The organism is Promicromonospora sp. MS192, from assembly GCF_049532985.1.
Taxonomy (GTDB): domain Bacteria; phylum Actinomycetota; class Actinomycetes; order Actinomycetales; family Cellulomonadaceae; genus Promicromonospora.
The window spans coordinates 445,015-465,310 of record NZ_CP186693.1; the positions used below are offsets into that span (position 1 = coordinate 445,015).

The 20,296-nt window shown below is 73.8% G+C and carries 15 protein-coding genes; 8 read left to right on the forward strand and 7 right to left on the reverse strand.

The window, feature by feature from the left end:
* The first annotated feature begins 13 nt into the window (after positions 1-13).
* Positions 14-1,303, forward strand: a complete 1,290-nt coding sequence (locus tag ACO229_RS01975) for a deoxyguanosinetriphosphate triphosphohydrolase (RefSeq protein ID WP_397411010.1) — start codon at positions 14-16, stop codon at positions 1,301-1,303.
* Between the two features lie 76 nt (positions 1,304-1,379).
* Positions 1,380-3,326, forward strand: a complete 1,947-nt coding sequence (gene dnaG, locus ACO229_RS01980) for a DNA primase (protein ID WP_397433858.1) — start codon at positions 1,380-1,382, stop codon at positions 3,324-3,326.
* A gap of 10 nt (positions 3,327-3,336) precedes the next feature.
* Here the strand turns inward: dnaG and ACO229_RS01985 are convergent, their stop codons facing one another.
* Entirely contained in the window at positions 3,337-4,779 is a 1,443-nt protein-coding gene (locus tag ACO229_RS01985; RefSeq protein WP_423463556.1) for an MDR family MFS transporter, read from the reverse strand.
* A 79-nt stretch (positions 4,780-4,858) separates the two neighbouring features.
* The gene (locus ACO229_RS01990; protein ID WP_423463557.1) at positions 4,859-5,125 is read right to left on the reverse strand and encodes a helix-turn-helix domain-containing protein; all 267 of its coding nucleotides are present in this window, start codon (positions 5,123-5,125) and stop codon (positions 4,859-4,861) included.
* Between the two features lie 79 nt (positions 5,126-5,204).
* Between ACO229_RS01990 and map the strand changes: the two genes are divergently transcribed.
* The gene (gene map / locus ACO229_RS01995) at positions 5,205-5,981 is read left to right on the forward strand and encodes a type I methionyl aminopeptidase (protein WP_423463558.1); all 777 of its coding nucleotides are present in this window, start codon (positions 5,205-5,207) and stop codon (positions 5,979-5,981) included.
* 43 nt (positions 5,982-6,024) lie between these two features.
* Here map and ACO229_RS02000 read toward each other — a convergent pair whose 3' ends face one another.
* Entirely contained in the window at positions 6,025-6,552 is a 528-nt protein-coding gene (locus ACO229_RS02000) for a MarR family winged helix-turn-helix transcriptional regulator (RefSeq protein WP_423463559.1), read from the reverse strand.
* Positions 6,553-6,652: 100 nt separating this feature from the next.
* Between ACO229_RS02000 and ACO229_RS02005 the strand changes: the two genes are divergently transcribed.
* Positions 6,653-8,068, forward strand: a complete 1,416-nt coding sequence (locus ACO229_RS02005; protein WP_423463560.1) for an FAD-binding oxidoreductase — start codon at positions 6,653-6,655, stop codon at positions 8,066-8,068.
* 414 nt (positions 8,069-8,482) lie between these two features.
* Here the strand turns inward: ACO229_RS02005 and ACO229_RS02010 are convergent, their stop codons facing one another.
* A complete protein-coding gene (locus ACO229_RS02010) occupies positions 8,483-9,415 on the reverse strand; it encodes an aldo/keto reductase (protein ID WP_397410992.1) in 933 nt (310 codons plus the stop codon).
* A gap of 31 nt (positions 9,416-9,446) precedes the next feature.
* Complete coding sequence (locus tag ACO229_RS02015; protein ID WP_423463561.1) at positions 9,447-10,313, reverse strand: aldo/keto reductase; 867 nt, start codon at positions 10,311-10,313, stop codon at positions 9,447-9,449.
* Between the two features lie 118 nt (positions 10,314-10,431).
* Here ACO229_RS02015 and ACO229_RS02020 point away from each other — a divergent pair, with 118 nt between their 5' ends.
* Positions 10,432-11,295 carry a LysR family transcriptional regulator gene (locus ACO229_RS02020; RefSeq protein ID WP_423463562.1) on the forward strand — a complete coding sequence of 288 codons (864 nt, stop codon included), beginning with the start codon at positions 10,432-10,434 and terminating at the stop codon, positions 11,293-11,295.
* A gap of 67 nt (positions 11,296-11,362) precedes the next feature.
* Here the strand turns inward: ACO229_RS02020 and ACO229_RS02025 are convergent, their stop codons facing one another.
* Together ACO229_RS02025 and ACO229_RS02030 are read right to left on the reverse strand one after the other, a co-directional pair.
* Positions 11,363-13,453: an NPCBM/NEW2 domain-containing protein gene (locus tag ACO229_RS02025; RefSeq protein WP_423463563.1), complete on the reverse strand. Its 2,091-nt coding sequence runs from the start codon at positions 13,451-13,453 to the stop codon at positions 11,363-11,365.
* A 170-nt stretch (positions 13,454-13,623) separates the two neighbouring features.
* On the reverse strand, positions 13,624-14,505 hold the full coding sequence (locus tag ACO229_RS02030) for a helix-turn-helix domain-containing protein (RefSeq protein WP_397410983.1): 882 nt from the start codon (positions 14,503-14,505) through the stop codon (positions 13,624-13,626).
* A gap of 122 nt (positions 14,506-14,627) precedes the next feature.
* Between ACO229_RS02030 and ACO229_RS02035 the strand changes: the two genes are divergently transcribed.
* The 3 genes from ACO229_RS02035 to ACO229_RS02045 all read left to right on the forward strand — a co-directional run bounded on the left by ACO229_RS02035 (position 14,628) and on the right by ACO229_RS02045 (position 20,296).
* The gene (locus ACO229_RS02035; protein ID WP_423463564.1) at positions 14,628-18,050 is read left to right on the forward strand and encodes a DUF5107 domain-containing protein; all 3,423 of its coding nucleotides are present in this window, start codon (positions 14,628-14,630) and stop codon (positions 18,048-18,050) included.
* 78 nt (positions 18,051-18,128) lie between these two features.
* On the forward strand, positions 18,129-19,424 hold the full coding sequence (locus ACO229_RS02040; protein WP_397433848.1) for an ABC transporter substrate-binding protein: 1,296 nt from the start codon (positions 18,129-18,131) through the stop codon (positions 19,422-19,424).
* Positions 19,421-20,296: a carbohydrate ABC transporter permease gene (locus ACO229_RS02045; protein WP_397433847.1), complete on the forward strand. Its 876-nt coding sequence runs from the start codon at positions 19,421-19,423 to the stop codon at positions 20,294-20,296. The genes ACO229_RS02040 and ACO229_RS02045 overlap by 4 nt, the downstream gene beginning before the upstream one ends.

Here is a 20,296-nt window from a genome sequence, read left to right on the forward strand (position 1 = left end):
CTAGAGTGGCGGCGTGGAGCAACCCGCTGGGAAGAGCATCCCGCCGTCGTACAGCGCGCAGGACGTCGAGCGCTGGGTGACAGAACCGCCCAAGTCGCAGGCCCGGACCCCGTTCGAGCGTGACCGCGGGCGCGTGGTGCACTCCTCCGCGCTGCGGCGCCTCGGCGCCAAGACCCAGGTCCTGGGCGCGGGGCACGACGACTTCGTACGCACCCGCCTGACCCACTCCCTCGAGGTGGCCCAGGTGGGCCGCGGCATGGGCCGCTCCCTGGGCTGCGACCCCGACGTCGTGGACACCGCCTGCCTCACCCACGACCTGGGGCACCCGCCCTTCGGGCACAACGGCGAGACGGCGCTCGCGGAGATCGCCGAGCCGATCGGCGGCTTCGAGGGCAACGCGCAGACCCTGCGCCTCCTGACCCGGCTGGAGCCCAAGGTCCTCGCCGACGACGGCACCCCCGCCGGCCTCAACCTCACCCGCGCGAGCCTCGACGCGAGCGTCAAGTACCCGTGGGCCTACGGGGCCGGCCCCGCGCGGCCCGACGGGACCGCGAGCCGCAAGTTCGGCGTCTACCCCGACGACCTGCCCGTCTTCACCTGGCTCCGCAAGGATGCGCCCGACGGCGTGAAGTGCCTGGAGGCGCAGGTCATGGACCTCGCCGACGACATCAGCTACTCGGTGCACGACGTCGAGGACGGCGTCGTGGCCGGCCGCATCGACCTGGACCTCATGGCCGACGCCGAGGAGCGGGCGCGCGTGGCCGAGTACGTGCGGTCCTGGTACGGCGAGTGGTACCGGGCCGACGCCGTCGACGCCGCGATCGGGCGGCTGCAGGAGTACCTGCGCGGCGAGGGGCACCTGGTGCGGGCCTTCGACGGGTCGCGCCGTTCCCTGGCCTCGCTCAAGGACATGACGAGCCAGCTCATCGGCCGGTTCATCGGCGCGGCGATCGACGCGACCCGCGCCGAGTACGGCGACGGCGCCCTCACGCGCTACGCGGCCCGGCTCGTGGTGCCCGACGAGACCGAGCACGAGATCCTCGCGCTCAAGGGCATCGCCGTGGCCTACGTGATGGCCCCGCGCGGGCAGGAGCCGCGCTACCTGCGGGAGCGTGAGATCCTCGCGGACCTCGTCCACGTCCTGGCCGACCGTGCGCCCCTCGACCTGGAGGCGCCGTTCGCCGCCGACTGGCGCGCCGCGTCCGACGACGCGGCGCGCCTGCGCGTGGTGGTCGACCAGGTGGCGTCGCTGACGGACCTGTCGGCGCTGGCGCTGCACGGGCGGCTCGTGGCCCCCGCCTGAGCGCCGGCACCCGCCGCTGAGCCGGAGGTGTGGACGGCGGCCTCGGGCCCCGCCGCGCGAGCATAGACTTCGGAGCGTGGCCGGGCTGATCAGACGTGAGGACGTGGACCTGGTCCGTGAGCGCGCGCGGATCGACGAGATCGTCTCGGCGCACGTGACCCTCAAGCCCGCCGGGGTCGGCGCGCTGGTGGGTCTGTGCCCCTTCCACGACGAGCGCAGCCCCAGCTTCAACGTGCGCCCCAGCGTCGGGCGGTACCACTGCTTCGGGTGCGGTGAGGGCGGCGACGTCATCGAGTTCGTCATGAAGATGGACGGGCTGAGCTTCACCGAGGCCATCGAGTACCTCGCGGGCAAGACCGGCGTGCAGCTCCGGTACGAGGAGGGCGGCTCCGCCCGTCCGCGCGAGGAGCCCGGCAAGCGGCAGCGCCTGCTGGAGGCCCACCGCGTGGCGGCCGAGTTCTACGCCGAGCAGCTCATGGGCCCCGACGCGGCCGCGGCCCGTGCGTTCCTGGCCGAGCGCAGCTTCGACCGGTCCGACGCCGAGCGGTTCGGCGTCGGGTTCGCCCCCAAGGGCTGGGACGCGCTCCAGCGCCACCTCCAGGGCCGGGGCTTCACGCAGGCCGAGCTCGTGGCGAGCGGGCTGATGTCGCAGGGCCAGCGCGGCATCTACGACCGGTTCCGCGGCCGGGTCATGTGGCCCATCCGCGACGTGACGGGCGCGGTGATCGGGTTCGGTGCCCGGCGCCTGTTCGAGGACGACCAGGGCCCCAAGTACCTCAACACCCCGGAGACCAGCCTCTACAAGAAGTCGCACGTGCTGTACGGCATCGACCTCGCCAAGCGCGAGATCGCCCGCGGCAAGCGCGTCGTGGTGGTCGAGGGGTACACGGACGTGATGGCGGCGCACCTGTCCGGTGTCACGACCGCGGTGGCGACGTGCGGTACGGCGTTCGGCGCCGACCACGCCAAGGTCGTGCGGCGTCTGCTGGGCGACACGACCGCGGGCGGCGGGCTCCAGCTCAAGTCCGGTGCCTCGCTCGGCGGCGAGATCATCTTCACCTTCGACGGCGACGCGGCCGGGCAGAAGGCCGCCGTGCGCGCCTTCGGCGAGGACCAGCGGTTCTTCGCGCAGACGTTCGTGGCCGTCGAGCCCAGCGGCATGGACCCGTGCGACCTGCGCATGGCGAACGGCCCCGAGGCGGTGCGCGCCCTCGTGGACGGGCGGGTGCCGCTCTTCCAGTTCGTGGTGCGCAGCAAGCTCGACGAGTTCGACCTCGACACCGCCGAGGGCCGGGTCGGCGCGCTCCGTGCCGCCGCCCCGATCATCGCGGGCATCCGGGACACCGCGCTGCGTCCCGAGTACGCGCGCCTGCTGGCGGGCTGGATCGGCACCGACGAGCGCGCCGTGGTCCGGGAGATCCAGCGTGCGGCGAGCACACCGTCCCTGCGGGACGCGCCGGCCACCGCGCCGTCGTCCGGCGGCCCTGCCGGACCGGGGGCGGACGGCGACCGCCGGCCCGCGTCGGGCGGCGTGCCCCAGGTGCCCGCACCCGACCCGCGCGACCCCGTGGCCCGTGACGAGCGGCTCGCGCTGGTGGCGGTGCTGCAGTACCCGCAGCACGTGCCGCCGTCGTTCGACGACCTGGGCGAGGACGCTTTCGCGGTTCCCGCGTGGCGCGCGGTGCACACGGCGATCCGGGCGGCCGGGGGTGTCGCCGCCGGGCGGGACACGTCGGCCGCGCAGTGGGTCGCGGCCGTGCTGGACCAGGCCTCCGAGACCGTCGCGGGCCTGGTCACGCAGCTCTCCGTGGCCTCGCTCCCGGAGGACCGGGAGACGGCCATCGCGGCCTTCGTCGAGGGCGTCGTGCGCCGGGTGGTGGACATGGGTCTGATGCGGCGCGTGGCCGACGCGCGCAGCCGCCTGCAGCGGCTGGACCCGTCGGACACGGAGGCCTACCAGGCGGCGTTCGCCGAGCTCCTGGCGATCGAGGCCGAGCGCCGCACCCTCCGCGAGAGCGCGTAGCCGCCCGGGTTCAGGCCGGCGCCGGGCGGTCGCGGGGGAGCAGCAGCACCGTGCCGATCATCAGCGCCGCGCAGCCCACCACGCACCAGAACACCAGGTGCATCGCGCTGGCCAGGCCCGCGCCCTCGGGCGTGCCGTCCGGGCCCACCACCGTCAGGGCGTTGACCACCGCGCCGAGCGCCGCGACGCCGACGGCCTGGCCGATCGACCGCGCGAACATGTTGGTCGCCGTCACCGCGCCGCGCTCGCCCCAGCCCACGCTGTGCTGGGCGGCGAGCAGCGTGGGCACCGCCACCAGGCCCATGCCCAGGCCGATCACGAACACGGCCACCGAGATCTGCCAGACGGCGGAGCCCGCGTCGAGCACCAGGGTCAGCAGCGCACCCGTCAGCACCACGACGGACCCGATGAGGCTGGTCCAGCGGAACCCGATGGCCAGGTAGACCCGCCCCGACAGCGTGGCCGCGATGGGCCAGCCGAGCGTGAGCGCGGCCAGCGCGAACCCGGCCACGAGCGGCCCGACGCCGAGCACCCCCTGCGCGTAGATCGGCACGTAGGTGGACAGGCCGAGGGTGATGACGCCGACCATCAGCGACGCCGCCGTCGAGGCGCCCACGACCCGGCGCCGCAGCAGCCGCAGGTCGAAGATCGGGTGCGCGGTGCGCCGCGCCGACACGGCGAACGCCGCCAGCAGCACCACCGCGGCGCCGAAGATGCCGATCGACGGCGCCGACGCCCAGCCCCAGGCGTGACCGCCCTCCAGCAGGCCGAGCACGAGCAGCGTGCTGCCCGCCGTGAGCAGCACCGCGCCCACGTAGTCGACGGGCTCGCGGGCGCCGTCGCGCTCCTTCTCGTGGAACCGGAGCCAGAGGGCCAGCAGGGCCGCCGCGCCGATCGGCAGGTTGACCCAGAAGATCCAGCGCCAGCTCACGAACTGGCTGAACACGCCGCCGAGGGTGGGGCCGAGCACGGAGGAGACGGCCCACACGCTGGCCATGTAGCCCTGCGTCTTCGCGCGCTCGGCGAGCGTGTAGATGTCGCCGGTGATCGTCATCGACATCGGCAGGATGGCGCCCGCGCCCAGGCCCTGCAGCACCCGGAACCAGATCAGCGCCGGCATGCTCCAGGCCACCGCGCACAGCACGGAGCCGAGCACGAACAGGGCGATCCCGGCCAGGATCACGCGCTTGCGGCCGAACACGTCCGCCAGCCGTCCGTACACCGGCACGGTCACGGCCTGGGCCAGCGTGTAGGCCGAGAAGAGCCACGGCACCTGCTCGAACGCGCCCAGCTCGCGCGCGATGGTGGTCGAGGCCGTGGCGAGGATCGTGGCGTCGAGCGCGACCAGCGCCGTGGCGAGCATCAGCGCGCCGAGGATCGGGCCGCGGTCGCCGCGCAGGCCGAGCCTGGTGTCGGTGGCTGCCTCGGCCGACGAGGTCTCGGACGCGGTCATGCCTGGGGGCTCCGGGTGTGCTGCACGACACATGCAAAGTTGCCCGGGGCATCTCCTATTCCCGCGGGAGCCCCGGGGGTCACGAGGCGAGCGGCTCGCGGGCGGGCTGGTTCACCTCGGACCACAGATCGTCGAGCGACAGGCCCAGGACGTCGGCGATGGCCGCGATGGTCGGGAAGGCCGGTGTGGCGATGCGGCCCGTCTCGATCTTCCGGAGCGTCTCCGGCGAGACGCCGGCCGCGAGCGCGACGTCGAGCATCGGGCGGTCTCCCCGGGCGCGGCGCAGGCGGGCGCCGAGGCGCTGCCCGCGTTCGACCTCGGCGGGGGTGAGCGGCAACCTGACCATGGCCCCGATAGTAGTACCGGTATGACATGGCCGGTATAGTTATTGGGAACGCAGTCGGACGTGCCGAGGAAAGGCCCCCATGATCGAGATCCTGAACCCCGCCGAGCTGACCCGGGCGCGCGCCACCGGCGCCCTGGTCGCGGACATCCTGCGGACGCTGCGCAGCCGGAGCGTGGTCGGCACCAACCTGCTGGACCTCGACCGGTGGACCCGGGAGCTGATCGAGGAGGCGGGTGCGCAGTCCTGCTACGTCGACTACGCGCCGTCGTTCGGGCGCGGCCCGTTCGGCCACTACGTCTGCACCGCGGTGAACGACGCGGTGCTGCACGGGATGCCCCACGACTACGCGCTCGCGGACGGTGACCTGCTGACCCTCGACCTGGCCGTGCTGCTCGATGGCATCGCCGCCGACTCCGCCGTGAGCTTCGTGGTGGGTGACGGGCGGCCCTCGGAGAGCGTCGCGCTGATCGACGTGACCGAGCGGGCCCTGGCCGCTGGGATCGCCGCCGCGGGGCCCGGCGCCCGGCTCGGCGACGTCTCGCACGCCATCGGCACCGTCCTGGGCGGGGCGGGCTATCCGATCAACACGGAGTTCGGCGGGCACGGCATCGGTTCGACGATGCACCAGGACCCGCACGTCTCGAACACCGGGCGGCCCGGCCGCGGGTACCGGCTGCGCCCCGGCCTCCTGCTGGCGCTGGAGCCCTGGGTCATGGCCGACACCGACGAGCTCGTGGTCGACGCCGACGGCTGGACCCTGCGCAGCGCGACCGGCTGCCGCACCGCGCACAGCGAGCACACGATCGCGATCACGCCGGACGGCGCGGAGATCCTCACGCTGCCGACGTCGGCCTAGAGGCCGCGACCAGGATCTCGACCCGGCCGCGGGTCGTGCCGGGTCAGGCGCTCCGGTTGCCGGGGATGCCCTCCGGCACGACGCCGCGGCCGTCGTCCGGCACGGAGTCGGCGAGCCGGCAGAGCGTGCCGAAGAACGCGTCGACGTCCCCCTCGCGGCCGCCGATCGCGTCCCGCAGCGTGCGGTCGAAGGTGATGGCCGCGGACTTGAGCCGGCGGTAGAGCGCCTCGCCGGACTCGGTGACCTCGATGCGCTGCACCCGGCGGTTCGACGCGTCCCGGGTGCGGGCGATCAGCCCGCGGTCCTCCATGGAGCGCAGGTGGTGCGTCATGGTCGCCTCGCGGATGCCCACGGCGCGCGCGAGCTCGCGCTGGGTGGCGGGCGTGCCCTGGTGCAGGGCGAGCAGGATGTGCCAGACCTGCCAGCTCCCGCCCTGCTCGGACAGGAGCGCGTCGAACGCGCGCATCACGCGCTGCACGGACTGCCACATGGCGACCGCGACGGGTGTCGGCCCGGTCGCCGGGTGGTCGGTCGCGTCTGACTGGCCGTCGGGCCGCCCGTTCGGTGCCATGGAGGCAGCGTAGTTCGCCCCACGCCGAAATGCGTTGACGCCTAATCCTTAGATGTCTAACGTTGCTCGAGGCAGTACCCGACCCCCCGGAGGCCCTGAGATGTCCACGCACGACAGCACCACCGGCACCACCGCACCACGTTCTCCCGAGGCGCTGGAGCGCGCCCTCGCCCCGCTCGCGGCCGCTCTCGGCGACCGCCTGCTCACCCCGGCGGCGGCCGGGTTCGCCGAGGCGGCGACCGTGTTCGTGGGCGGTCCGCCCCGGATCCCGGCGGCGATCGCGCGCGTGCGCAGCACCGCGGAGGTCGGCACGGCGCTGGCCGTCGCCCGCGATGCGGGGCTGCCGCTCGCGGTGCGCGCCGGCGGCCACCACCAGGCCCGGCACGCCCTGGTCGACGGCGGCCTCGTGCTCGACCTCCGGCTCCTGGACGGCGTCGAGATCGATGCCGCGGCCGGCGTCGGCCGTGCGCAGGGCGGGGTGCTCGCGGGTGCCTACACGGCGGCGGCCGGTGCCCAGGGCCTGGCCACGGGGTTCGGCGACACCGCGACCGTCGGCGTCGGCGGCATCACGCTCGGCGGCGGGATCGGCTACCTCAGCCGGCGCGACGGCCTCACGCTCGACAACCTCCTGGGCGCACAGGTGGTGCTCGCGGACGGCCAGGTGGTGGAGGCCGGTCCGGACGAGAACCCGGACCTGTACTGGGCGCTGCGTGGTGGCGGCGGCAACTTCGGCGTCGTGACGCGGCTGGACCTGCGGCTGCGGGAGGTCGGTACCGTCACGGGCGGCATGATGATGTGGGAGCCGACGCCGGCCGGGCTGGCCACCATCCTGCGTGCCTTCGCCGAGGGCCCGGAGGAGTTCGCGGGCATGATCAACGTGATGGTCGCCCCGCCCGCGCCGATGATCCCCGCCGAGCTGCACGGCACGCCGGTGCTCATGGCGCTGCTGGTCCACTCGGGCACGTCCGCGGCGGCGGACGAGGCGCTCGCGCCGCTGCGTGCGCTCGGCCCGGTGCTCGACGGCGTCCGCGAGCTGCCGTACGCCGCCATGTTCGAGGGCGCGGGCGGCCCGCCGGCCGGCGGTGTCGGCGACGCGCGGACCGGGTTCCTCGGCCGGGGTGTCTGGGCGCCTGACGAGGACTGGGCCGCCGCCGCGATCGAGGCCGTGTCCGGGGCGGCCGGTCCGGCCGCGGTGAACATCCGGCCCATGGGTGGCGCGATCGGCCGGGTCGACCCGGCGGCGACGGCTTTCGCGCACCGCGACCCGGCCTTCATGGTGACGGTGGGCGGGAGCGCGCCGGCGGCCGAGGCGCTGCCCGCGACCCAGGAGTGGGTGGCGTCGGCGGCGTCGGCGCTCGGCGTCGCCGGCCGCGGCTACGTGAACTTCATGGGGGCCGCCACGGAGGAGGACGTCCGCAACGCCTACCCGGAGGCGACGCTCGCCCGGCTGCGCGAGGTGAAGCGGGAGTTCGACCCGGGCAACCTCTTCGCGTCGAACCACAACGTCAGGCCCTGACGGCGTCGGCCCGGCCTGGTCCGGGTCCGGGTCGGGTCGGGTTGGGTCCGGGTTCGGGCCGGCGGGAGCGTTCCGGAAGAACCTGCCCCGCGGAGGTGTGTTGCACACAGTAGACGTTGTCTACGGAGCGCAACACAACCCCGGAGGAACCTGCGCTTCGGGGGTGTGTTGCACACAGTAGACGTTGTCTACGGAGCGCAACACAACCCCGGAGGAACCTGCCCTGCGGGGGGTGTGTCGCACACAGTAGACGTTGTCTACGGAGCGCAACACACCCCCGCGGGGCAGGTTCGGGGGCGGCTGTCTCGTCGTCGGCAGCGTGGCCGGACCGCCCGCTCGCCCGGACCGCTCTCCCGGACCGCTCGCCCGGACCGCTCGCACGGCCGCACCGCAAGGCCGCACCGCCCGCACGCGTCAGGGAACCGTGTACCCCGCCGTCCGGAACATCTCGTACCACTCGGCACGCGTCAGAGGCACCTCCGACCCGAGTGCGGCACCCGCGACCCGCTCCGGGTTGGTCGTGCCGAGCACCACCTGCATCTGCGCGGGGTGGCGCGTGATCCACGCGGTGGCGATCGCGATGGCCGGCACGTCGTACTTCTGGGCCAGCCGGTCGATCACGGCGTTCAGCTCCGGGTAGTCCGGCGAGCCCAGGAAGGTGCCGTTGAAGAAGCCGGCCTGGAACGGGGACCAGGCCTGCACGGTGATGTCGTGCAGGCGGCAGTAGTCGAGCGTGCCGGAGTCCCGGCTGATCGACTGGTCCAGCCCCTGCATGTTCGCGGCCACGCCCTGCGCCACCAGGGGCGCGTGGGTCACCGAGAGCTGGAGCTGGTTGGCCACCAGGGGCTGCGTCACGGACTTGCGCAGCAGCTCGATCTGGCCGGGCGTGTGGTTCGAGACGCCGAACGCGCGCACCTTGCCCGCGGCCGACAGGTCGTCGAAGGCCCGCGCCACCTCGTCCGGCTCCACGAGGGCGTCCGGGCGGTGCAGCAGCAGGATGTCGATGTAGTCGGTACCCAGCGCGGCCAGCGAGCCGTTCACCGACTCGACGAGGTGCTCGTACGAGTAGTCGAAGTACGGCCCCTCGCGCACGATGCCGGCCTTGGTCTGCAGCACGATCTGCTCGCGCTCGGACGGCGTGAGCTGCATGGCCTCGGCGAACCGCTTCTCGCAGCCGTGCGGGCCGGAGCCGTACACGTCGGCGTGGTCGAAGAACGAGATGCCGGCGTCCCGGGCCGTCTTGACCAGGGTGCGCACCTCCTCGTCGGTCTTCTCCTGGATGCGCATGAGGCCGAGCACGACGTTCGGGACGGTGAGGTCCGTCCCGGGCAGGGTGAAGGTCTTCACGGGTTCTCTCCTGTGGTGGGTGCGGTGGGGCTCAGGCTGCCGACAGGCGGGCGACCTCGTCCGCCGTGAGGGTCAGGTCGGGTGCCTGCGCGGAGTCGCGGATGCTCTCCGGGCGCGACGCCCCGGGGATCGGCACGACGACGGGCGCCAGCGCCAGCTCCCAGGCGAGCGTCACTCGGAACGGCGAGACGCCGTGCGCGTCCGCGATCTCCTGGAACGCCGAGTACTCGGTGCCGAGCTCGCCCGAGCGGGCCAGCGAGCTGCCGCCGAGCGGGCTCCACGGCAGGAACGCGATGCCCAGCTCGGCGCACAGCTCCAGCTCCGGCAGCGAGGAGCGGAAGCGCGGCGAGAACTGGTTCTGCACGGACACCAGGCGGCCGCCCAGGATCTCGTTGGCCTCGCGGATCTGGTCGGGGTTCGCGTTCGAGATGCCGGCCAGCTCGATGACGCCCTCGTCGAGCAGGTCACGGATGGCGCCCACGGAGTCGCCGTAGGGTACGGCCGGGTCGGGGCGGTGGAACTGGTACAGGCCGATGGCCTCGACCCCGAGCCGCTTGGCCGACGCCTTCGCGGCCTCCTTGAGGTACTCGGGCCGGCCGTCCTTGGTCCAGGACCCGTCCCCGGGCCGCAGGTGGCCGCCCTTGGTGGCGACCAGGACGTCCGAGGTGTCGCCGCCGTAGGACCGCAGGGCCTCGGCGATGAGCGCCTCGTTGTGCCCCACCTCGTCGGCGTGCAGGTGGTAGGCGTCCGCGGTGTCGATCAGGGTCACGCCGGCGTCGAGGGCGGCGTGGATCGTGGCGATCGAACGGTCGCGGTCCGGCCGGCCCTCGATCGACATCGGCATGCCGCCGAGGCCGATCGCGGAGACGGAACGGCCGCCGATGGTGCGGAGCTGCATGAGTTCTCTCCTTGTTCGCGACGTGTTCGGACCTGAGACTAGGAAGCCGTAACCTAGAAGTCCAACAACTGTGGATCATCATTCCTAGAACTGGTAGTGCTCAATGGAACTGCGTCAGATGGAATACCTCGTGGCCCTCGCGGACGAACGGCAGTTCACCCGGGCCGCCGAGCTCACCGGCGTCTCCCAGTCCGGCCTGTCGGCCGCCATCCGCAACCTCGAGGTCGAGCTGGGCACCAAGCTGTTCACCAGGACCACCCGCCGGGTCGAGCCCACCGAGGCGGGTCTGGCGCTCCTGCCGTTCGCCCGTTCCATGCTCTCCTCTGCGACGGAGGCGCGCGACGCGGTGGTCCAGGTCTCGCGCGAGCTCGCGGGCACGCTGCGGGTGGGCGCGGAGCAGTGCCTCGGCGTCGTCGACGTCGCCACGCTGCTGGAACGCTTCCACCGGCGCTACCCGCGCGTGGAGATCGCGTTCCAGCAGGCGGGTTCGCACGAGCTGCTGGCCGGGGTGCGCGACGGCGACCTCGACGCGGCGTTCGTCGCGACGGCCGATCACGTGGGCGTGCTGCCGCGCACCGTGCTCGGTCAGGAGCCGGTGGTGCTCCTGTGCCCGCCCGACCACCCGCTGGCCGCCCGCGCGGCCGTGGACCGGGCCGACCTCGGCGGCGAGAGCTTCATCGACTTCCACCCGTCGTGGGCGATCCGCCAGCTCAACGACGACGCGTTCACCGCGCGGGGTGTGCGCCGCCGCGTGCGGTTCACGGTCAACGACGTGCACACGCTGCTGGACCTGGTCGACCGCGGCCTCGGCGTCGCCGTCGTGCCGCGGCACGTCGCGGCCAAGCCGCAGGCCGCCCGCCTGGTGGCGGTCCCGGTGGCGGCGGACGGCGCCGGGGACTGGATCGTCTCGCTGGTCACGACCCCGGACCGCAACTCACCGGCCCCGCACCTGACGGAACTCCTGTCGGACGCCCAGCCCTGACCGTCGAGTGCTGAATATTCGCCCTTTTCGCTGTGCCAAGAGGGCGAATATCCAGCACTCAACGGGGTCAGCAGGTGAGGGTCGGGGAGAGCCAGTCGGCGCGGTCGTTGTAGCCGCCGTCGCCCGCGTCGCCCACCCGGAGCGACAGGTCGCGGACCCCCGTGACGTCCACGTCGAACGCGACCGCCGCGCCCCGTTCCACCGTGCCGCTGCTCCAGAGGGTCGCGCCGTCGCCGACGACGTCGAACGTCGCCGTGCCGCCCTCCGGGCCGACCGTGCCGACGACGTCGTCGATGCCGACGCTGCCGGTCAGCGCGGTGCACGCGGCGCCGAGGTAGTACCGGACCGTGGACGGGCTCGCGACGCCGATCCCGGCCGGGTGCACGACGCCGGCGACCGTCAGGGGTGAGCCACCACCGACGCTCTGGTCCACGGTGGGTTCCATCCAGCCGCTGCTCGCACTCACCCACGGGTGCCGCGAGAGCACCACGTCGCCACCCGAGGGTGCCGAGGGCGCGACGGTCACCCGGGCCGGCGGCGTCGTCACGGCCGGGCCGCCGGCAGACGAGACGGACGCCGCGACGTCGTAGCCGCCGGTGGCGGTGCCGGCCGGGACGGTCAGGGTGAAGGACACCGTGGCCGAGGTACCCGGCCGGACGGTCCGCGGGGTGCCGCCGGACGGGCGCGCCGTCCAGCCCTCGGGCGCGTCGAGCACGACGCGCGGGTCGCGTACCGGGGTGCTGCCGTCGTTGTGCAGCGTCACCTGGGTGGTCAGCCGGTCGCCGGCGGCGGCCAGCGCGTCGGTGGTCGGCGTGATGTCGTCGGCTCCCACGGCCGTGAAGACCGGCGGCGCGGCGACCAGCCGCGGGGCGCCGTCGGCCCGGGACGGCGTGACACGCAGCAGCGCCGCGCCGTGCGCGGGCACCGCGGCCCGGATCGTGCCGGCGGACTGCGTGCGGGCGTCCGTCCAGGTGTCCAGCACCTCGAACGCTCGGCCGCGCAGCCCCAGGTCACGGGCGGTCGTGGCCACCTCGGCGGCCCGGTCGCCGCGGTTCAGCAGCGCGACCGCGACGGAGCCGTCCGCCAGCGGCTTGGCCCAGGTCTCCGTGGTGCCGGCCGGGCCCACCCGGGTGCCCTGGACGCCGAGCGGGTCCTGGTCGATCGCCAGCACGTCGTCGTCGAGCAGGATGTCCAGGGACTCCCGGCTCAGCGTGCGTGGGTCGCTGGAGATGACCAGCGGCGCGGCCGCGACGGTCCAGAGCGACATCTGGGTGCGGAACTCCTCGGTGGTCATGCCGAGCTCCGGGCCCAGGTAGTCCGGGTCGCTGAAGTGTCCCGGCCCCGCGACCTCGGGGTGCCGGGCGTTCGCGTCGAAGTTGCGCAGCACGTCCTTGAACTGGATCTGCCCCACGAACCCGACGTCGGTGTAGGTGCGCCACGACTCCGCGATCTCGGGTGCGTAGGTCCACGACCAGGTCGACTGCTGCTCCTCCGGGTAGTCGCCCCAGTCGGGCGACGTCACGGGGTTGCAGAGGTTGAAGATCATCGACCGGCCGGAGCTGTTGTTCCGCAGCGCCTCCGCGAACTCGGTGAACGCCTCCTGCGGGTCCAGGTCGGCGGTGATGCCGCACAGGAAGTCGACCTTGACGGCGTCGTACCCCCACTCGGCGAAGGTGTCGGCGTCGGTCTGGTAGTGGCCGCCGCTGCCCAGCCCGCACGTGCCCGGGATGTACGGGCCGGCGTCGGTGTAGATGCCGGCGCGCAGGCCGCGGTCGTGGATCTCGTCGGCCAGCGCCGCCATGCCGTCGGGGAACCGGGCCGGGTCGCCCTGGAGGCGGCCGTCGGCGCCGCGCGGCACGTCGGCCTGCCAGCCGCCGTCGAGCCACACGATGTCGTAGCCCGCCTCCGCGAGGCCGGACGACACCAGGAAGTCGGCCACGTCCAGCACCTCGTCGGCCGTGAAGTCGCCACCGAGGCCGTAGTAGGTGTTCCAGCCCTGGTAGGGCGTGGGGCTGGGACCGGGCGCCGGGGCGGGCGCCGCAGGTCCGGCGGGCACGGCCGGGGCGGCGAAGGCGGCGCCCGCCGGCCCGGCCGCGGCCAGCGCCGTGGTGAGCAGGGCGGCGCTCGCTCGCGCCACCCAGGTCCGTACGGTGAACATGGGTCTCCTGACGTCGTCGTCGGCTCGGCCGGGGCCGAGGGGAGGAACCCGCCCAGCATTCCGCCGGCCCCGGTCCCGGGGAATGCAGAGGACGACGTACCCGCCTGGACGATCCGACGCGCCGGGCGGATCCTGCCGACCGACCGGCGCCCGCCTCCCCGGCACCGGCCTCAGCGGTCGTGGGCGCCTTGCCGGAACGCTGTCGGGCTGCACGCGTGCACGGTGCGGAACTGCCGGGAGAAGTAGAACGGGTCCGGGTAGCCCACCGAGCGTGCGATGTCGGCCACCGGCAGCTCCGTCGTGATGAGCAGCTCGCACGCCCGGGCCATCCGCAGCCGCTTGACGTACTCGACCACGCCACCGCCGGTCGCCGCCCGGAACCGCGCCGAGAAGTGCGACGTGCTCAGGCCGAACCGCCGCGCGAGCGCCGCCACCTCGACCACGGCGTCCAGGTGCGTGCGCAGGTACTCCTGGGCGGCGCGCACCGGCTCGCCGCGCACCGGGCTGCCCGCGGCGGCGTCGGCCCCGATCTGGGCGAGCACCGACCAGCCCGCGCCGGCGCAGCGCAGCAGGCTGGGGTAGGTCTCGTCGGCCTCCAGGGCGTCGACGACGCGTTCGAGGTCGGCCAGGACGCGGACCTGGTCGTGCACCTCGACCACGGCGACGTCGTCGGGACCCGCGTGCCGGGCCAGGTCGCGCTCGAACTCGCCCACGTCCGGGCCGCGCGCGTGCATCCACCAGATCGTCCATGGATCGTCGTCGTCCGCCCAGTACTCGTGAGGCACGCCGGCGGGGATGACGAGTGCCTGAGCAGCGTCGATGCGGTGCAGGCCGCCGGGGGTGCGGCACCACCCGCGCCCTGCGGCGGACACGATCACGATGGTGCCGACGGCGCCCCGCGCACGCACCCGGCCGTGGTTCGCGGCATGCGGGAAGTAGCCCGCGTCGGTGACCAGCAGACGCGACGCGGGACCGGCCTGGGACGCCGCCCGCACCACTGCGGACGGCAGCACCCGCAGGCGCTGCCCGGGGAACCCGTCACGGATGCGCATCTCCGGAGGGTAGCGCCGGGCCGGGGCCGGTGTCAGCACCCGCGGGAATCGTCGGATCGTCCAGGCAAGTGCGTCGATCCGTCGCTTCCCGGCGCACCGGACGGGTTCGTAGCGTCGGAACCATGCTCGATGTGGAGTCCGTGCTCGACCTGCCCGACCGGCCCGCCGACCTGGCCGGCCGGGCCGCGGCCGCCTGGGAGGCGCCGCTCACCCTGACCACCTACGAACCCCTGCCGCCCGACCGGTTCCCGGCATACCTGGACCGGCGCGTCTACCAGGGGTCGTCCGGCCGCGTGTACCCCCTCCCGTTCCACCACCAGATCGCCGACGAGCCCCACCCGCGCGAGTGGCGCGCCGTGCACCTGGAGAACGAGTGGCTCCGCGTCGTGGTGCTGCCGGAGCTGGGCGGGCGCATCCACGTGGCCCGCGAGCGTGGCAGCGGCCGGGACCTCTTCTGGACCAACCCCGTCATCAAGCCGGCGCTGGTCGGCCTGGCGGGTCCGTGGGTGGCCGGCGGGGTGGAGCTCAACTGGCCGCAGCACCACCGCCCGGCCACCTACCTCCCGGTGGACGTCGAGATCGAGGAGGAGCCCGACGGCGCCGTCGTCGTCTGGTGCTCCGACCACGACCCGTTCACCCGGATGAAGGGCATGCACGGCGTGCGGTTGCGCCCCGGCAGCGCCGTCCTGGAGCTGACGGTGCGGCTCTACAACCGCAGCGAGCTGCCGCAGTCGTTCCTCTGGTGGGCCAACGTGGCCGCCAAGGTCGACGACCACTACCAGTCGTTCTTCCCGCACGACGTGACGTACGTGGCCGACCACGCGCGCCGCGCGATCACGGCGTTCCCGCGCGCCGACCGCCCCTACTACGGCGTCGACTACCCGGCGCTCGCGAGCGAGGGCGGCGACCGGCTCGACTGGTACCGCAACATCCCGGTGCCGACGTCGTACATGTGCCTGGGCAGCGACGAGGAGTTCTTCGGCGGGTACGACCACGCGTCGGGCCTCGGGTTCGTGCACGTGGCCGACCGCGCGATCTCGCCGGGCAAGAAGCAGTGGACCTGGGGCAACGCCCCGTTCGGCCATGCCTGGGACGCGAACCTGGCCGACGACGGATCCCACTACGTGGAGCTCATGGCCGGGGTGTTCACGGACAACCAGCCCGACTTCGCCTACCTCGCCCCGGGCGAGACCAAGGTGTTCTCCCAGTTCTGGTACCCGGTGCGCGACGTCGGCCCGGTGGACCGGGCCACGCTGGACGCCGCGGTCCGGCTCGACCGGCCGGACGGCGGGACGGCGGCGCGCCTCGGCGTCGTCGTGCCGCGCGCCCTGGACGATCTGACGGTGACGCTCACGGCGGCCGGCGTGGTGCTCGCCACCGACGTGGTCGACGCCGACCCGACGCGCCCCGCACTCCTGGAGCACGACGTCCCCGAGGGGACGGGGCCGCTCACCGTCACCGTGACCCACGGCGACCGGACCCTGGTCACCTGGACCGAGCCCGCCCCCGCGGCTCCGGCTCCCGAGCCCGCCCCGGCGGAGGAGCCGCCGGCCCCCGACGAGGTCGGCACGGTCGAGGAGCTCGCCCTCGTCGCCACGCACCTCGACCTGTACCGGCACGCCACGCGCGCCCCCGAGCCGTACTGGCACGAGGCCCTGCGCCGCGACCCCGGGCACGTCGACAGCCTGGTGGGCCTCGCTCGCCGCGCCTACGCGGCGGGCGAGTCCGAGCGGGCCCGCGAGCTACTGGAGCGTGCCGTCGCGCGGCTGACCCGGCTGCACCGCAGCCCCCGCGACACGACGGCGCTCTACCTGCTCGGCCTGGTGCGCGAGCAGCTGGGCGACGACGCGGGCGCCTACGACGCCTATGCGCAGGCCGCCTGGTCGCGCGCCTGGCGCGCCCCGGCGGGCTACCGCATGGCGCGCCTGGACGCGCGCGCCGGCCGCCACGTCGGTGCGCTGGCACGGCTCGACGACGTGCGCCGCACCGAGCCCGACCACCTCCAGGCGCTCGCCCTGAGCGTTGTCTGCCACGAGCGGCTGGGGCAGCACGCCGCGGCGGCATCGGCGCTCACGGCGGCCCGCGTGCTCGACCCGCTCGACGCCTGGCTGCGCCACCTGGCGGGCCTGCCGGCCAGCGACGACGCCCAGACCCTGCTCGACGTCGCGATCGAGCTCGCGGGGGTGGGGGAGCACGACGCCGCCCTCGCCTGCCTCGACGAGGCCGAGACCCGCGAGGACCACCGGCCGGCCGGGCAGACCGCCGTCCGCCCCCTGCTCGCCTACCACCGCGCGCACGTGCTGCGGCTCGCCGGTCGCGCGGCCGAGGCCGGCGCGGAGCGGGCTCGTGCCCGGACCCTGGACGCGACCTGGTGCTTCCCCGGCCGCCTCGCGGACGTCGCGGTGCTGCGCGAGGCCGCCGACGCCGACCCCGCCGACGCCCGCGCCCGGTCCCTCCTGGGGCACTGGACCTATGCCGCCGGGCGCCGCGCCGACGCCCTGGCGCTGTGGCGGTCCGCCGTCGCCCTGGACCCGTCCGACGTCGTGGCCTGGCGCAACATCGGCCTGGCCGCCGTCAACCACGAGCGCGACCTGGCCGCCGCGGCCGCCGCCTACGACCAGGCGTGCGCCGTCGCGCCGGAGGACGCACGGCTGCGGTACGAGAGCGACCAGCTCGCGGCGCTGACCGGACAGACTCCGGCGGCCCGGCTGGCCAACCTCCTGGGGAACGACCATGCGCCTGCTGGGGGCGGCGCCCTCGACCGCGACGACCTCGCCGTCGAGGCCCTGCACCTCATGGTCACCGCGGGCCGCGCGGAGGAAGCCCTGACGATCCTCGGCGGCCGTCGGCTGCACCCGTGGGAGGGCGGCGAGGGGCAGGCGCTCCTGGCCTGGGACCGCGGGCAGACCCACCGCGCGCTCGACGCGCTCGCGGCCGGCCGCGCCGACGACGCCGTCGCCCACCTGCGCTCGGCCCTGACCCCGCCGTCGAACCTGGGCGAGGCCCGCCATCCGCTGGCCAGCACGGCCACCCTGCACCTGCTGCTGGGCGACGCCCTGGCGGCGGCCGGCGCCGCGGACGAAGCCACCGCCGCCTGGCGCACCGCCGCCGCCCAGCGGGGAGACTTCGTCGAGATGAGCACGCAGGAGCACGGCGAGCAGACGTTCTGGACCGTCCTCGCGCTGCGCCGCACCGGGGACGCCGCCGCCGCGGACACGCTGACGGCCGCGCTGCGCGCCTACCGCGACCGGTTCGCCGTCGAGGTGCCGCGCGTGGACTACTTCGCCACGTCGCTGCCCGACCTGCTGCTCTTCGAGGAGGACCCGCTGCGCGTGCGCGACCGGCGCGTGCTCTTCCTCGACGCCCAGCTCGCCCTGCTGGCCGACGACGCCGCCACGGCCGACGCGCTGCTGCGCCGGCCGGAGCTCGCGGCGTCCCGCCACGCGGCCGATCTGCGGCACGCCGTCGCGCGCCGGGGAGAGGCGTTGCTGCACGGGCCTGCCGCCGTCGTCGGGGAGGCTGTGCAGCAGGCCCCGGGAATCTGACGGGCGCGGACCGATCCGCGCCCGTGATCGCCAGAGGTACCAGGTGCGCCAACGAGGGTGCACGAAGGAGGAACAACGATGTCCAAGCGAACGATCACCCGCCGCGAGCTCCTCGCGGGCGGCATGACGCTGGGTGCGGCGAGCCTGCTGGCCGCGTGCGTGGGAACCACGTCGGGCGGCAGCGGCGGGGGCGGGGGCGGCGCGAGCTCCGGCCTGGTCACCCTGCAGAACTCCATCCAGGACGCCGACCCCAAGGCCGCCCTGGAAGCCCTGGTCAAGGCCTACCCCGGCGGCGACGTGACGATGAACTCGGTGGCCACCGAGCAGTTCCGGGCGCAGCTCACGAACTACCTGCGGTCCGGCGACTCGCCCGAGGTGCTGAGCTGGTACGCCGGGTCCGTGGCCCGGTCCTACGCCGAGGAGGGGCTGCTGCTCGACGTCTCGTCCCTCTGGGAGGGCGACGGCGCGTGCGCGGGCTTCTCCGACGCGCTGCGCAGCCTGTCGTCCGACACGGCGGGCAAGCAGATCTTCGTGCCGACCAGCTACTACTGGTGGAGCGTGTTCTACAAGAAGTCGGCGTTCGAGAAGTGGGGCGTCGAGCCGCCCACCTCGTGGGACGAGTTCCACGCGCTGTGCGAGAACCTGAGCGGCCAGGGCATCGTGCCGCTGACCAACGGCCTGTCGTCCACGCCGTGGATGGCGTCCGGCTGGTTCGACTACCTGGACCTGCGGATCAACGGCGCCCAGTACCACCGGGAGCTCCTGGCCGGGGAGCATGCCTTCAACGACCCCGAGGTGGTGGCCGTCATGGAGGAGTACAAGCGGCTCATCCCGTACTTCGACAAGAACGCGGCGTCCTACACCGCGCAGGACGCCGCGACGCCGGTCGCCCAGGACAAGTCGGCGATGTACCTCGTCGGCGCGTTCGTCTCCGGCTACTTCCCCGAGGACCAGCGCGACGACCTCGACTTCTTCTCCGTGCCGGTCATCAACGACTCGGTGCCCACGGCGGAGGAGGCCCCGACCGACGGGTTCTTCGCCGCCGCGCGGAGCGACAACCACCAGGGCGCGCTGGACCTGCTGAGCTACCTCGCCTCCGCCGAGTCGCAGCAGCAGTACATCGAGCAGTCCAAGTCGTCCAACCTGCCCACCTCGCCCGACGTCGACACGTCCTCGTTCAGCCCGCTGGTGCAGAAGGGCATCGAGCTGCTGAACAGCACCGAGGAGATCACCCAGTTCTTCAACCGGGACTCCTCCGACGCCCTGCAGGCCACCGCCGACACCGCCCTGACCAAGTTCCTCGCCGAGCCCGACTCCATGAAGAGCGTGCTCGACGAGTGGCAGCGGGCGGCCGAGGGGGTCTTCGCGTCGTGAGCGCGAGACTCGCCCGCGTCCCGCTGCTCGTCTGGGCGTTCCTGCTGGTCCCGCTCGCGATCGAGCTGTTCTGGGTGTTCTGGCCCGCGGCCAACTCGTTCTCGCTCGCCCTGACCCGCTGGGACGGCATCGGCCTGGCCGAGCCCGTGGGCCTGCAGAACTTCCGCGACCTGGCCGCCGACCCGATCTTCCTGACCGCCCTGCGCAACAACGTGATCTGGGTGCTCGGGTTCGGCGGCCTGTCCGTGGTGGGCGGCCTGGCCCTCGCCGTCACCCTGAACAAGCCCGGACCCATGGTGAGCCTCTACCGCAGCGCCATCTACCTGCCGATGGTCGTCTCGCTCGCCGTCAGCGGCCTGTTCTGGCGCGTCATGTACGCGCCCGACGGGCCCATCAACGGCACGCTGGGGCTGCTGGGGCTGGAGCACCTGGAACGCCAGTGGCTCGCCGACCCCGCCGTGGCCCTCTGGGCCGTGCTCATCGCCGCCGTCTGGCGCCAGGTCGGCTACATCATGGTGCTGTACCTGGCCGGCCTCAAGGGCACCGACGGCACCCTGGAGGAGGCCGCCGCCGTCGACGGCGCGAACGCGTGGCAGCGGTTCTGGCGCATCGTCATGCCGCAGCTGCGCGGCGTGAACATGGTGGTCTTCGCCGTCACGGTCATCGACTCGCTGCGCACCTTCGACATCGTCTGGGCGATGACCCGCGGCGGGCCCTACAACGAGACCCAGCTCCTGAGCACCTACATGTTCCAGCAGGCGTTCACCACGGGGAACCTCGGCTACGCCTCCGCCATCGCCGTGGTCATCTTCGCCCTGGCGATCGGCTTCATCATCACCTACCTCGCCCGCCAGGCCCGGACGGAGGACTGA